The sequence below is a fragment of the Bacillus sp. ES1-5 genome (assembly GCF_022487605.1).
Classification (GTDB): domain Bacteria; phylum Bacillota; class Bacilli; order Bacillales; family Bacillaceae_G; genus Bacillus_A; species Bacillus_A wiedmannii.
The window spans coordinates 739,552-754,306 of the sequence record NZ_JAKVPU010000001.1; the positions used below are offsets into that span (position 1 = coordinate 739,552).

Genomic DNA, 14,755 nt, shown 5'->3' on the forward strand with positions numbered 1-14,755 from the left:
AAATTAAAAACGTTCCATGTACAAAATGTAACATGGAACGTTTTTTTATTGTTGTTCATATTTGATTAAATTATTGTCATTTTTTGATATAAATTTCTTCCTATACTGTAATGGTGTATATCCATATTTATCTTTAAACTGTGAAATAAAAGATTTTATATTTGGAAATCCGTGTTTTACTGCTATATCTTGTACAGAACTTGTACTTCTAATAATATCTTCATAAGCCTTATAAAGCCTATACCTCGTTAAAAAAGAGTTGAAATTTGATCCAAACAATTTTTTGAACATGCGTGAAAAATGTTCTTCACTTACATAAAAATGTTTAGCCACGTCTTTCAGTTTCAGTTCCTCATTATAATGTTTGTAAATATATGTAATCATTTCCTTCTGTCTATTTCCAAGTTGAAAATTATTGTCTATATTCTCTCTAACTTTACAATATCGCAATAAAATATAAACAATTTCATAAATTAAACTATTAATTTTTATGTAACTTAAATCATCAGAATGTATGACTAACTCTTTTAAGTCATAAAATATTTGCCTAAGATTCGTTTTCTGAACGACTGATTCCACTATATTGAATCTATATTTATCAAAATCTTCATTTACCTCTTTAAGAAATTCATAAGAAATAATTAACATCATTACTGCACAACTTGTATTCTCTACTTTTTCAAATTCATGAACATCTCCACTATTTACAAAAATAAATTCGCCAGCAGATATTTTCTTTTTTTGCCCATTCACATACAAAAACACTTCTCCATTTACTACTAAGCTAATTTCAATACTTCTATGCCAGTGAGGAGGAATATAATAGTGAAAATCAGTAGGTAACATTGTGTCCTCTATATATTCAACCATTCCTGGAATTTTATCACGTAATTTTATTTCTTCATATTTACCTTGCCTGACTTTCAATAATCCACCCCCTTTTTTTATTATAATGGTAACGTCAAGTTTCTCCTTCTATTTCCACATTCGGGTTATAAAAATCAATCGAGTAGCCCTCATCCGAATCATATTTCATTTCAATAGGACCACGGATAAATTTCACATTATTAACAGTAAGAAGCTCTGCTATCTCATCAGCGCCTTTCCTATAAATAGTTTGGTAATAAACATTCTTTGTTCCTAATGTTTGTAATAAAACCCCTAACCAAATAAAGGATAATACATTCATAACATAGAATTCTCTTATTCAACTAATTAAATCATAAGGGGAAAAACTGTGTACACAGAAATTTTTAAAGAAGTTGTTTCGATTACTCATCACGATTATTCAGGCTGTTTAGATAAAGAAGGATGGGACGATCCTGCTCCTTATTTACAAACAGTTGAGAAACTAGAGAAACAAGGCGAACTAACACCAGTACAATTTACTGAAATTGTACGTGATTACTTACTAGACTTTAAAGATAATCATATGTTTTTCAAAATGTACTCTAACAATCAACCTCTTAACAGTGTTGGCTTCCAAGTGAAAAGATACGAAGACCGCCTATATATTACATCCACTTCACATGAAATAAGAGTGAAAAAAGGGCAGTCTATTCTAGCATTAGATAATCTGAAAATTCCTGAGTTATTAATAAAATATAAGAAGTATTTAAATGAGAATACATATGAACGTGAAAAATGGGATTATGTTTTATTACAATCATCAAATTGTACACTTATAGATAAAGATGGAATAACCGAAACCATTACTTTACAAAAGTATAAACAAAATGAATACACGCCTATTTATTCATTTAAACAGCAGAATAAAGACACACTTTTAATTACTTTGACGGATTTCGCAAATACTGAAGCTATTAATAAATTATTAAATTCACACAAAAATGAGCTTAATTCTTTTCCGAACTTAATTATAGATGTGCGTTTGAATCGTGGCGGGAGTGATGATGCATTTTTTAAATTACTTCCTTACTTATTTGAAGACAAAGAGATCTCCCTTTTAGATTCTTCAGATACAATGCAATTGAATCATACAGAACGAAACTTTCATTTACGTATGAAAGACATCGAAATGGAAGATTACGATTCTTTAGACGAACTTTCCAAATTATTCACTGATATATTTATTCAAGATTTAAAAAAGAATTATAAAAAAGGATTCGTTACATTTGATACTTCTGAGTTACCAAAAGAACTTCAATCATTAAAAATACACGGAAGAAAATCACCTTATAGAGTAGTTATATTAACAGATATTACATGTGGAAGTTCTGGTGATTCTTTTGTAGAAGTTGCAAAAAAATCATTGAAAGTAAAAGTAATAGGTCGTCCTACTGCTGGTTTAAATGATTATTCTAATTTAGCGGTAATGGAATGGGCTGATACATTCGCACTTTACTACCCTACTTCACGGCTCTCTATTATAGATAAAGGCGAAGGAATGTCCGGAATTGGTATACAGCCACATATACATATCCCCTGGACTCCGGAACATATACAAGAAGATGTTGATTTAAAGTTAGCATTACAACTGCTTCAAAATGAAGAATGGTAAAAAATAAAGGTAGATGTGAATCACACCTACCTTTTCTATCTCATATTAATCTTTTCTGGTTGAAACCAAATTGGCTTTAATAACTCAAAGTCTTGATGATCCTCTAAAACGATAGTAATACGTTCTAACGTATCATCTAGCATATGTGGCGCTGCTCGTAATGACCAGACAACTGATGAGAAAACTGTCATGCCGACGTACACCGCATATAATTTCCAGAACTCCTCTGGTATTCTCCCATTAAAGTATCCTTCTATTTGTCCGATTGAATATGGAATACTAATGTCCCTTGCAAATAGTGCAATTTTTACGAAATCATGAAGTGGATCGCCCCAGTCATAGCCATTAAAATCAACAACACCTACATATTTCCCATCTCGCACAATTATATTTTCTAAATGAAAATCATCGTGTTGAAATCGATTTGGGCGGTTCTTTAAATATTTTTCATTTTCATCTATAAACTTTATGATTTTATCATCATTTTTTATTTTTATTCCACATGTTTTATATGCCTCTACATATTTTTGGTGTTTTTTCATTGCTCTTTCATACCATGGAAGAATATCCTCAGGAGCTTCATATGTATGCATTTTTGCTAAATCTTTTCCTGCCTCGATACCAATCTCATATTGTTCTTTTGGTGAATATGTAGGCAATAGCTTCTTCGCATCTTCTCCTTCTAAATATGAAAAAATCCCATAACATAAACCTTCTTCTGCCAACAAACCCATTTCAATTGGCTTTTGCGCTTGCACACTACGGTTTTGCATTTCATTTAAAATTTGAAACTCTATTTTCTTTCTTTCATATTCTTTTATATCGCCTGTCCGCAATAAATATTTTTCTTTATTCGCATTCGTAATTACATATTTCTTATCAGGAGAGAAACCTTTAGAAATTTCTTCAATATTTGCTGCATCTTTTATTATTTGTATATTGTTTTGCCATGTTGTAATTGTTTTCATTTTTATTCCCCTTACATTTCTACATTTGGTGTATACGCTACTTCTACAATAAACCCATTCGGATCGTAAAAAGAAATGGATTCCTCTAAATTTGCTACCCAAAATTCAATATGATGAATACCTGCTCGAAGTATATTCATATTAAGAATACGCCCCTTGTACTACTTGTACAATTTCCATCGGTGTATGGACCATATAATCTGGTGCATCTTTTTTCACTGTTTCAATAACATCATACCCCCAAGATACCCAAATTACGTTCACCCCGGCCTTTTTACATGCTGCTACATCTCGCTGTTCGTCACCAACATATAACATATCTTTCTCTGTTAACTTTTTGGATTTTAAAAACCTTTTTATCATTTTATCTTTCCCGAACAAATTTTTTGAACAATACACTTCTTGAATATTTTCTATATCATTATTGTGTAAAAATGCTCGAATATGCTCTTCTGAGTTAGAAGATATAACAGCAATTCCGTAGCCTTTTTTATGTAGTTCATCTAATACATCCTTCATCCCATGGAACAAAACGAGATCTTTTATAGCAGGTTGATACAATTTATAAAATTCTAGTGCTAATATCGGTAGTTTATACAGTGGTACATCGAGTTGTTTACATCGCTCTGACATCGTTAATTTACGTAAATACTCAATTTCTTCTTCTCTTACGGTTTTATATCCATGCTTTTCAGCAAGCTGATTATAAATTGGTACAAATATATTTTGTGAATCTACTAATGTGCCATCAAAGTCAAAAACAATATACTTTTTCATTCCCATACTCCCTTTGCTTCTTTTTTCTAAACCTATTTTATTCAACAACATAGTTGCCTTACCCTTCTATAAGCATAAAAAAGAACAAGATTTTCTCTTGTTCTTTTTAAGAAAGCCATTTTGGCGGGACATTCGTATTCCAATAAATATTTCCTAGCTCATGGTGTCCAGAGTACCCATCATCAAAACGGTGATAGTGGAAATTAAAATAGTAACCATCTTGCGGTGGATGATCTCTTCTTACATGAAATCGTAATAAGTCATTTCCTGATTTCGTGTCATACACATGAAAAATCTTTTCATTATTTCCGCCAGCTGGTCTTTGAGAAATCGCTAATGATTGCAATGACTCCTCTGGTACATCACTTGCAAGCTCAGCAATTGCCTCTTCAATTTTCGGTAATATTACATCTTTAAACTCATCTTCAATTACTGGACCAATTTTAGTGCCAAACTTTTGCATTGACTGCTTCTCTGCTTCTAGCATTGCATACGTAATAAAAGTATCGGTGGTTAACCTGTCATTCGTTTCTTCATATGTATAGGACGTACTCTCCAAATTTTGTTGCCCAGCTGTACTCGTAGGCTTGTCCGCAGCTTTGGCATTATCAAGCAATATGGAAGGAGGCGTCACTAAACCAAATGTAAATACGGTAATTAATGCGACTAAGGTTTTTCTAAACCAATTTGGCATTTATGTTCCCTCCCTTTCACTCATTATATTTTATATAACGGTTGTTTCTTCTATTATACAAAATGATTGTAATTTTTGCACTTTACAATTTTGTTAACGTTCACATATTTTTCACTTGAATATGAAATTGTAAGATTTCATACAATATGAGTACAACAACAATGAGGAGGCAATCAGATGACTTTAGATGTCATGTATTCCGCCGCAAGCATACTCGTTTTAGTATATTTTCTTTATCAATGTGTAACAGATTAAAAAAAGAGCCATTTTTCGGCTCTTTTTCTATGGTAAAAATACAATCCAACCAATCCATACTATAAAAATAATCCCAGCAATTCCAGCTGGTAATAAATAAAAATGAGAAAGTATAACTATTCCATACAAAAGCAGTACTGGAAGTAATAAATAGCGATCTGCCTTCAATCTTAACAATAGTAATTTTCCTTCATCACAATATAAATGAAGAAACATCCTTTTCGTAAATTCATTCCAATAGTCACGCGCATAACGAGAAATTGCAACTAAAGCAAATACAAGAATAATAGCTGCAATCCACCTCGGACTCATGATAATGCTTACAGTACTTATACATACAATTTGAATATAAAATATTCGTGCACTACTTGTACGGAAAAATTCTTTTAAAAAGGATTCAACAATACGAGATTCCTTTTTCTTCCCTAAAAACTTTTTAGAACGAGGAAACATCCACGGCTTTTTATTCGAACTACTCGGTTTAGCTGTATGACCACCAACTTGCATAATCCCACTCGTCCAGCGCATACTTTCTTCTTTCTCTTTCTCAACTTCTTTAAAAAAGCAATTTTTATAATTTAGTTTTTCTTTTATCAATGCGATAATTAGAAAAACTGCTAGACCGATACTTAGTATAGAATAAAATGGATTTTTATAAATAAGAAACAGACTCACTCCAAAAAAGGTTAAACTTATAGAAAACATTACATTTTTTATAATCCATAATAGCCATCGTTTCCCCACACGTATATCAATAAATCTCGTTAACAACGACAACATAAATCGAAATGCAGTAAAGAATAGCCAAAATAATACGATTTGTACCTTCGTCACTCCAATACTTTTCATCAACACTGGTAACATAGCAACTACTACTATTACATTCGTTATCGCTATTCGAATTAACGTATATGTCATGCCATACTGGATTAACTTTTGCATGTGAGCGGGATACGAAATCAAAAATAAACTATCCCCTTGTTCAAAAAATGAACGAACTCCTCTTGAATATGTAATCACATAAAATGCGAATAGACCTAATCCGAAATAAACCGTCTCTTCCATCGATAATTCTTCTATCCATAGTGAACGATAATAAATCCCCATAAATATAAGTACAGGAATAATAATATATAGCGCAACTGTCCAATCAGTTATAGAACGTATGGACTTCCATTTACGCCCCAGTTCATGGCGCAATCTTTTATAAAATTGTTGTTTAATCATGCTGTTCACGCCTTACGATTACATCAAAACAATCTAATAATGAACTTCCTGGCAAATCTGCTAATGCTTGGATAGATTCTAGATGTCCATCTGCGACTAATGTACCTTGTGAAATGAGTAAAAATCTCTCACAAATTCTTTCAGCTGTGTCTAATACGTGCGTACAAAGTAAAATACCTGCGCCACGTTCTTTTTCTTTATATAAATAACTTAAAAACTCTTTCGTAGCTACTGGATCTAAACCGATAAAAGGTTCATCAATGATATAAAAATCTGGTTCAGTTAAAAATGCCAAAATGAGCATCGATTTTTGTTTCATACCTTTTGAAAACTTTGATAAATACTCATGTTTATGTTTATCCATTCGAAACATATGTAATAACTCTTCTGCTTTTTTTTCCCAGCTTCCTACTTCGTTCTCGCGAGCAGCCATTAATAGTTCGATATGTTCCCAAAGCGTCAAATAATCATAATATGTCGGGTGTTCCGGCACGTATGCATAAGGATTTTTCTTTTCACCAAATGATATTTCACCATTCATATTTACAAGTAAACCGAGTATCGTTTTAATCGTCGTACTCTTCCCAGCACCATTCGCACCAATAAGTGCAACTAATTCACCTTTTTCAATTGAAAAGGCAATATCATGAATTGTCTTTTCCTCTATATCATATCCGGCAGAGCGAATATTCACTTCTAACATACATTCCCCTTCTTTCCATTTCCAATACAATCAAGGAAAAGAATAACATATAACTATCTATATATCATTATAAAATATTTATTTTCATAGCAGGAATACATATTTTTTTACAGAAATACTTACTGTTAATTACATTTTATTGGAGTGGATAATATGTCCTTTCATATTCGTGAAGCTACGATAGACGATATAGATGCACTTTGTTCTTTAACGAAAGAATTAAAAGGTTCCTCTATTTCCTATGAAGATATGAACAGCCGATTACAATTCGTACAAATGAGTCCCTTTGATTTTTTATATGTTTATGAGGAAGAAGAAACTATATTTGGATTACTTGGGTTTCGTATACGTGAAAATTTAGAAGATATAACTCGTTATGGGGAAATTTCAATTATTAGCGTTGATTCTACAATACGGCGAAAAGGCATTGGACAAGTATTAATGGATTATGCAGAACAATTAGCAAAAAAACATAATTGCATTGGTACATGGCTAGTTAGTGGAACAAATAGAGTAGAAGCACATCCTTTTTACAAAAAATTAGGATATGAAGTGAATGGATATCGATTTGTAAAACATTTTTAAACTACTTATAAATGGAAAGGATTAAAACTATGACAAACATCGAAGCTATTTTTATTGATCGTGACGGTACAATTGGTGGTGACACTACAATACATTATCCAGGTTCTTTTACATTATTTCCTTTTACAAAAGCAGCTCTGCAAAAACTAAAAGCTCAAGATATAAAAATTTTCTCTTTCACAAACCAGCCAGGTATCGCAGACGGGATAGCGACTGTTGCTGATTTTGCACAAGAATTAAAAGGGTTCGGCTTTGATGATATTTACGTATGTCCTCACAAACACGATGATGGTTGTGAATGTCGTAAACCCAATACAGGTATGCTGCTACAAGCAGCCGAAAAACATGGACTTAATTTAACAAAATGCGCTGTAATTGGTGATCGCTGGACTGATATCGTTGCAGGAGCAACTGTACATGCGACCACGATATTAGTTCGAACAGGCGCTGGATATGATGCTTTACATACGTACCGAGACAAATGGGCACATATTGAGCCAAACTACATTGCAGAAAACTTTGAAGATGCTACAAATTGGGTTTTAAATCAACTATAATACAAATTCAAAGAGACGTTTTCACAATGAAAACGTCTCTTTGAATTTTATATTTTTTTAAAATGTTAATTCATAATGGAAATAACGATTATCTCTCAAATAGCCATTTTCAGCATATAATCGCTGTGCTGATAAATTATCAATCTCTGTTTGTAATTTTACACCTTTTGCACCATTTTCTAAGGCAAATTCTTTAGCAGCTTCTAGTAATTTTTTACCTGTTCCTGCCCCGCGCTTAGTTGCTTGTACAAACAGATCATTTAATATCCATAATTCTTTCATCGAAATGGAAGAAAATGATGGATATAATTGTGTGAATCCAATATATTCACCGTCTTCAACTGCTACGAAAATAACAGATTCTTTTCTCTCGATTCGATTTCGCAAAAATACTTTTGCTCCTTCTATATCGGAATCTTGTCTATAAAACATACGATAATTATTAAAAACTGATGCTAGTCCATCTAAATCTGCAATTGTTGCCTCATATATTCTCATTTTACTCCATTCCCCTTCCAATACTGTCTCATTATATCCGTTGCCCATTTAGGCTGTACAATTTCTTCTTTCGGCATAAACTCTTTCATTATCGGCTTTATATCCAATATAGGGGTGCCATCAATGGCATCTAACCCCTCAACAATAATTGATTTACCTTCTCTTTTGATCACCTTTACAATTGTGGTTCCTATGCGATTCGGACGATTTTTCCCGCGCTGTGCAAAAATGCCTACTTTAGGATAATCATTATTATTTCTAGGATGTCTAGCAACATATTGAATTTGTTCATCAGTTACTTTATGAAAATAAAAAACAACTTCAATATGAGAAAAATCTTCAATCCCTTGTATACTTTCCTCTGTATATATTTCAGTTAAAGTAATATAAGATCTTACTTCTCCCCACTCATCATCTTTTATTTCCTTTCTTTCATTATGTACAAATGCGATTGGTTGAACTGAAAACATACGCATTCCCCCTCAATTGTAACCACTTACATTATAAAATATTTTCTGAATGTTTTCCACAAACTTGAACTAGGTGACATAATATAATTATAATCTATTTTGTAAAGCGAAATTAACTGCTTCAACTGCATGTATATAAGTTGTGTCGAATATCGGAATGGATATGTCTTCCTGTTTTATTAATAACCCTATTTCTGTACAACCTAATATGATTCCTTGTGCCCCTTCTTGTACTAGCTCTTCTATAACTCTTTTATAATACTCTCTAGATTGGGATGTTATCTTTCCTAAACACAATTCTTTATATATTACTTCATTTATCTTATCTCTATTCTTTTCTGATGGAACCATTACTTTTATATGATTCTCTTCTATGCGTAACTTATAAAAATCTTGCTCCATTGTATATTTAGTTCCAAGCAAACCAACCCTATGAATATCTTTCCTTTTAATTTCTTTCGCAGTTGCATCAGCGATATGTAAGACTGGAATATGAATATTCTCCTTTATTTTCTCAACTACTTTATGCATTGTATTTGTACAAATAATTATAAAATCTGCTCCTCCCCTCTGTAACGAATATGCTGCATTCCCTAATATTTCTCCCGCTCCATTCCAATTCCCGTTAGACTGGAATCGCTCAATCTCTTCAAAGTCCACACTATTAATCATACATTTTGCTGAATGTAACCCTCCCAATCTCTCTTTTATTTCTTCATTTATGATTCGATAATATTCAGAAGTTGATTCCCAACTCATACCACCAATTAAACCTATTGTTTTCATTACACACCAACCACCTTATACTGTTTTTTAAAACTAATCATAACATTTTATTATGTATATTATACACAATAAAACAAGACTTTACGTTTATAATATAAAGTCTTGTTTTAACTATTTCCAAGGAAATTTTATAAGAATATTCTGAAATTAATTATCGAATGTTTTTATAGAATCTTCATATTGATAATGAAAACATTCTCGATACAACTGTTTAATTTCATCATATGATGGCACACGTGGATTATTTGCTGGACTTCCACTTTCAATTGCATCTGATGCCATTTTAGAAATAGCTTTTTCAAATTCAACCTCACCAATTCCATATTTTTTTAAATTTGGAATACGAAGATCAAAACAAAGTTTTTTAATTTCCCTCAGCGTGTAGTCGGCTACTTCTTCATCACGATAGGAATACAAATCTTTATTTAAACAACGTCCAATTTCCGCTAGTCTTTTTACTGCACTAATTTTTGTATATTCTAAAACTGTAGGTAATAGTATCGCATTTGATATTCCATGTGGTACATGAAACATTGCCCCTACTGGCCGAGACATTCCATGAACTAACGTAACAGATGCATTTGAAAATGCAATTCCAGCTTGTAAGGAAGCAATCATCATCGCTTCTCTTGCCTCCATATTCTCTCCATCTTCATATGCAATACGTAAATATTTCATAATACTTTCAATTGCGGAAAGTGCAAGCACATCGGTAAGTGATTGTGAAACTTTAGAAATATATGCTTCGACTGCATGACATAATGCATCTATCCCTGTTGCTGCTGTAATATGAGGTGGTACGGAACGCGTTAAAATTGGGTCAATAATCGCTACTTGCGGTGTGAAATTTGGATGCTTCATCATCATTTTTACATCTGTTCGTTTATTCGTAATTACTGCTACACTTGTTACTTCCGATCCAGTACCAGAAGTTGTTGGGATTGCAATTAATGGTAGCGGATCTTTGTCTATTTCCATATCTTTTTGGACATAATCTTCCACTTCTCCACCATTTGTATATAACACCGCAACTGCTTTCGCTGCATCAATACAACTTCCACCACCAATACCAATAATAAAATCACACTTTCCTTCTTTACAAATAGTTAACGCTTCTAACACGTGTATATTTGTAGGCTCAGCATTTACTTTATTATATGTAATAACAGTAATACCTTTCGTATTTAATTGTTGTATACACCTCTCAACATATCCTAAATTCTCCATAATTGTATCCGTAACTATAAACGCTCTTTTCCCCAACTTCTTAGATTGTTCCCCCAGCTTTTCTAGCGAATTTCTTCCATATAATACGGACTTCGGCATACGAAACTCAGCAACTTCTTGCAAGTACCCCACCCCTTCTTACCCTAATTAATGTTTTCGTTTATAAAATATCGACTTAATAAATTCCTGTTGCAGTATAGAATGCAATTACTAAAAATACAGCAACCGTTTTCAAAATTGTAATAGCAAATATATCTTTATATGACTGTTTATGTGTTAAACCTGTTACTGTAAGAATAGTAATAATAGCTCCGTTATGTGGTAATGTATCCATTCCTCCCGATGCCATTGACACGATACGGTGCATTACTTCTAATGGAATATCAAATTGATTGGCCGCTGCAATAAACTTATCTCCCATCGCACTTAAAACAATTCCCATTCCTCCTGATGCAGAGCCTGTAATACCGGCTAAAATATTTGTCGTTACTGCTCCATTCACTAGAGGATTTGTGAATGTGGCAGAAATACCATCTCTCATAATCGCGAATCCTGGAAGTGCTGCAATGACACCACCGAATCCAAACTCAGCTCCTGTATTCATCGTTGCAAGTAACGCTCCACCAATACTTGTATTCAATCCAGCTTGAAATCCTGTTACTACTCGTTTCCAATATAATAATAACGTTGTTACAATACCTATAATAAGTGCTAATTCTACTGACCAAATTCCAACTACTGCACTTAATTCTACTTTTCCAAATGCTTTCATGCCAATTTCAGAAAAATCAAAACCATTCGGATACCACTTCGGTATCATAATAGTAAAAACTTTATTCATTACACCTACTAAAATAAGTGGTATAAAAGCAATCACTTGCTGAACTCTTGTAATTTCAATGTTTTTCAGTAATGGCATATCTTTTTGTTCTACTTGCACTTGCAAAGAAGCTGCCATTTCAGTATCCCCATCGTTAAAACCAAAATACCCTTCTCCTGCCGCCTTTGCCTTCTTACGTCTACTCTCTAAATATAGTAATCCTAACGTCAGTACAAAAATTGCCCCTACAATACCAAGTATTGGTGCAGCATAAATGTCCGTTTTAAAAAATGTTGTAGGTATTACGTTTTGAATTTGTGGTGATCCAGGTAGCGCATCCATTGTAAATGTGACCGCTCCAAGTACAATCGTTCCAGGGATTAAACGCTTCGGAATATTCGCTTGTCGAAACAGCTTAGCTGCGAACGGATATACAGCAAACACTACTACGTACACACTAACGCCACTATACGTTAAGATAGCACCCATTAATACAATCGCTAAAATCGTACGTTTTTCACCAACTAACTCTATAATTGTCTTTGCAATCGAGTCTGCAATTCCTGACATTTCTACTACTTTTCCAAATATTGCCCCAAGTAAAAATACAGGAAAATATAGTTTAATAAAACCTACCATTTTCTCCATAAAGATATTCGAAAAGAAAGGTAATACAAAACTAGGTTCTGTCAAAAATACCGCAAATAATGCAAAAATCGGTGCAAATAAAATAACAGAAAACCCTCTATATGCTACAAACATTAGTAAACTAAGTGCTAATAATATAATAACTAGCTCCAATTATACCCCTCCTTTAAACAGAAAATTCAAACTTTTATAAATAAACTTCTACTAATCTTTTGATTCTGACATCCCTCCTCTTATTCATACAAATTTTTCATGCTAAAAATGTCTAATTATACATATTCGATTACATATGAAAAATCCCTTTAAACATAAATGATTTCATCATCATACGTTATAAAGGGATTGTTAGTCTCTATATTTACTTCTTAATCAAACTATTGTCTACACAAAAATGATGTAGTTCTTTTACATCATTTACTATATGAGTCGCACCAACTTCAGTCAATTCTGTTTTACTACCATAACCGTATAAAACACCAATTGAAGCAATCTCATTATGATTCGCACCGATTATATCGTGCTTTCTATCTCCAATCATAACAATGTCTTCTTTACTAAATTCTTCATTTGTTTGTAAAATATGAGCAATGATTTCTTCCTTCGTTATTCTTGTACCATCTAAATTACTTCCAATGATACTTTCGAAATAATTCGTTAGTTGAAAATGATCTAGTACTTGTTTTGCAAATACAGTAGGTTTTGAAGTTGCTATAAACAAACGATTTCCGGTATCTTTTAATTGTTTTAAAAGACTTGGAATACCCTCGTATACATTATTTTCTAACAATCCACGTTGTTTTAAGTACTCTCTGAAATAAAAAACAGCTCGTTCAACTTCTCCTTCACTCATATTATATCTTTCTATAAATGATTGCTGAATGGGAGGACCGATAAATGAATCTAACTCGCTTATATGTAATTCTTCAATGCCAACCTTTTTTAATGCATACAATACTGAATGTACAATTCCTTCTTTCGGATCCGTCAATGTTCCATCTAAGTCAAATAGAAATATTGTGTACAAATTTAATCCCCCACTCCTATTTACTTTACATATTATATAGAAGACTTTTTCATGCCTACCTTTTACTATATTACCATTATTTATCTTTTCAAAAAATTATTCCTTCTATGTCACATACGTTCAGTTACAAAATGGAATACATATGATAAAGTAAAAAAGTTACAATTATTTTAATAGAAACTGGTGAATCTAATGTCAATTACCTTAATTGTTATAATGATTTTCACAATTGTTATTCACGCGGTTGAAACAAGCTCTTATAGTATTCGATTAGCTGGAGTACGTTTAAAGAGAATTGCTGTTGCTTTGTCTGTCGTAGGCATGGTGTTACTTATATCAAGAACATCTAACATGCTACAAGCCTTTTTAATCGGTGGGATTGTCGATGAGGCAAAACGAGACGCTTCCATTAATTTAGAACATACTATACGGCTCGTTCTATTATCCGCCTCTGTCGGTACTTTACTTGCGATTATACTGTATCCAACTTTGACCAAATTATTTGGATACGTCATTCAAAACTTTGAAACAGACGGTTCTTTCATTCGAATGATGAAAACGAATAACATCCAAAAATTAAAGTACACCAAAAAATATGTACGCTTTCCAAAGCTAGAAATGATTCATAGACTGCGTATCGGTGGTATTCCAAAACGTATTATGCTTATTAATATGTTTGCTACTGCAATTTATACAGCTGGTGTTCTTTCAGCCCTATATGCTTCTTTTTTACTTCCAGCTTACGCAACAAAAGCTACTACAGCTTCTGGCCTTATTAATGGTTTTGCTACTATTTTATTAACAGTGCTGCTCGATCCACGTATCGCTCTTTTAACAGAGCGAGCTCTTCAATCAGAAGAAGGTGCAGAAGCAATGAGTAAAATGTATGGTTGGCTAATGATTTCTAGACTTTTTGGTACGTTATTAGCACAACTGTTATTCATACCAGGTGCTTACTGGATCACTTGGATTATTAAACTGATGAATTAGTCCTC

At 32.7% G+C, this 14,755-nt stretch carries 17 protein-coding genes and 1 pseudogene; 4 read left to right on the top strand and 14 right to left on the bottom strand.

Features of this window, described 5'->3' with window-relative positions:
• Nucleotides 1-45 precede the first annotated feature (45 nt).
• Complete coding sequence (locus MKO96_RS03845; RefSeq protein WP_240586723.1) at nucleotides 46-927, bottom strand: AraC family transcriptional regulator; 882 nt, start codon at nucleotides 925-927, stop codon at nucleotides 46-48.
• A gap of 34 nt (nucleotides 928-961) precedes the next feature.
• Nucleotides 962-1,189 carry a VOC family protein gene (locus MKO96_RS03850; protein WP_240586724.1) on the bottom strand — a complete coding sequence of 76 codons (228 nt, stop codon included), beginning with the start codon at nucleotides 1,187-1,189 and terminating at the stop codon, nucleotides 962-964.
• A 48-nt stretch (nucleotides 1,190-1,237) separates the two neighbouring features.
• Between MKO96_RS03850 and MKO96_RS03855 the strand changes: the two genes are divergently transcribed.
• Nucleotides 1,238-2,521 (top strand): S41 family peptidase, encoded by a 1,284-nt coding sequence (locus MKO96_RS03855; RefSeq protein WP_240586725.1) that lies wholly within the window; start codon nucleotides 1,238-1,240, stop codon nucleotides 2,519-2,521.
• Nucleotides 2,522-2,556: 35 nt separating this feature from the next.
• Here the strand turns inward: MKO96_RS03855 and MKO96_RS03860 are convergent, their stop codons facing one another.
• The 6 genes and pseudogenes from MKO96_RS03860 to MKO96_RS03885 all read right to left on the bottom strand — a co-directional run bounded on the left by MKO96_RS03860 (nucleotide 2,557) and on the right by MKO96_RS03885 (nucleotide 7,145).
• Nucleotides 2,557-3,489, bottom strand: a complete 933-nt coding sequence (locus MKO96_RS03860) for an aminoglycoside phosphotransferase family protein (protein WP_240586726.1) — start codon at nucleotides 3,487-3,489, stop codon at nucleotides 2,557-2,559.
• A gap of 29 nt (nucleotides 3,490-3,518) precedes the next feature.
• Nucleotides 3,519-3,629, bottom strand: a pseudogene (locus MKO96_RS03865) (aminoglycoside phosphotransferase); the annotation flags it as partial.
• Between the two features lies 1 nt (nucleotide 3,630).
• Nucleotides 3,631-4,266, bottom strand: coding sequence for an HAD family hydrolase (locus tag MKO96_RS03870; protein ID WP_240586728.1), 636 nt, complete (start codon nucleotides 4,264-4,266; stop codon nucleotides 3,631-3,633).
• 106 nt (nucleotides 4,267-4,372) lie between these two features.
• On the bottom strand, nucleotides 4,373-4,960 hold the full coding sequence (locus MKO96_RS03875; protein WP_098095935.1) for a YpjP family protein: 588 nt from the start codon (nucleotides 4,958-4,960) through the stop codon (nucleotides 4,373-4,375).
• 282 nt (nucleotides 4,961-5,242) lie between these two features.
• Nucleotides 5,243-6,442, bottom strand: coding sequence for an ABC transporter permease (locus MKO96_RS03880; RefSeq protein WP_240586729.1), 1,200 nt, complete (start codon nucleotides 6,440-6,442; stop codon nucleotides 5,243-5,245).
• The gene (locus MKO96_RS03885) at nucleotides 6,435-7,145 is read right to left on the bottom strand and encodes an ABC transporter ATP-binding protein (RefSeq protein WP_240586730.1); all 711 of its coding nucleotides are present in this window, start codon (nucleotides 7,143-7,145) and stop codon (nucleotides 6,435-6,437) included. Before MKO96_RS03885 ends, MKO96_RS03880 begins: the two co-directional genes overlap by 8 nt.
• A gap of 153 nt (nucleotides 7,146-7,298) precedes the next feature.
• Between MKO96_RS03885 and MKO96_RS03890 the strand changes: the two genes are divergently transcribed.
• Complete coding sequence (locus MKO96_RS03890) at nucleotides 7,299-7,730, top strand: GNAT family N-acetyltransferase (protein WP_240586731.1); 432 nt, start codon at nucleotides 7,299-7,301, stop codon at nucleotides 7,728-7,730.
• Between the two features lie 29 nt (nucleotides 7,731-7,759).
• A complete protein-coding gene (locus MKO96_RS03895; RefSeq protein WP_240586732.1) occupies nucleotides 7,760-8,287 on the top strand; it encodes an HAD-IIIA family hydrolase in 528 nt (175 codons plus the stop codon).
• Nucleotides 8,288-8,344: 57 nt separating this feature from the next.
• Here MKO96_RS03895 and MKO96_RS03900 read toward each other — a convergent pair whose 3' ends face one another.
• From MKO96_RS03900 to MKO96_RS03925, 6 genes are all read right to left on the bottom strand, one after another.
• Nucleotides 8,345-8,785, bottom strand: a complete 441-nt coding sequence (locus tag MKO96_RS03900; protein WP_073518498.1) for a GNAT family N-acetyltransferase — start codon at nucleotides 8,783-8,785, stop codon at nucleotides 8,345-8,347.
• Nucleotides 8,782-9,255 (bottom strand): SAM-dependent methyltransferase, encoded by a 474-nt coding sequence (locus MKO96_RS03905; protein WP_240586733.1) that lies wholly within the window; start codon nucleotides 9,253-9,255, stop codon nucleotides 8,782-8,784. Before MKO96_RS03905 ends, MKO96_RS03900 begins: the two co-directional genes overlap by 4 nt.
• A gap of 87 nt (nucleotides 9,256-9,342) precedes the next feature.
• Nucleotides 9,343-10,041, bottom strand: a complete 699-nt coding sequence (locus MKO96_RS03910) for an aspartate/glutamate racemase family protein (protein ID WP_240586734.1) — start codon at nucleotides 10,039-10,041, stop codon at nucleotides 9,343-9,345.
• A gap of 147 nt (nucleotides 10,042-10,188) precedes the next feature.
• Nucleotides 10,189-11,391, bottom strand: a complete 1,203-nt coding sequence (gene eutG / locus MKO96_RS03915) for an alcohol dehydrogenase EutG (RefSeq protein ID WP_240586735.1) — start codon at nucleotides 11,389-11,391, stop codon at nucleotides 10,189-10,191.
• Between the two features lie 52 nt (nucleotides 11,392-11,443).
• Nucleotides 11,444-12,889 (bottom strand): GntP family permease, encoded by a 1,446-nt coding sequence (locus MKO96_RS03920; protein WP_240586736.1) that lies wholly within the window; start codon nucleotides 12,887-12,889, stop codon nucleotides 11,444-11,446.
• Between the two features lie 205 nt (nucleotides 12,890-13,094).
• Complete coding sequence (locus MKO96_RS03925; protein ID WP_240586737.1) at nucleotides 13,095-13,760, bottom strand: HAD family hydrolase; 666 nt, start codon at nucleotides 13,758-13,760, stop codon at nucleotides 13,095-13,097.
• Nucleotides 13,761-13,952: 192 nt separating this feature from the next.
• Here MKO96_RS03925 and MKO96_RS03930 point away from each other — a divergent pair, with 192 nt between their 5' ends.
• Entirely contained in the window at nucleotides 13,953-14,750 is a 798-nt protein-coding gene (locus MKO96_RS03930; protein WP_087980964.1) for a lipid II flippase Amj family protein, read from the top strand.
• Nucleotides 14,751-14,755: the final 5 nt, after the last annotated feature.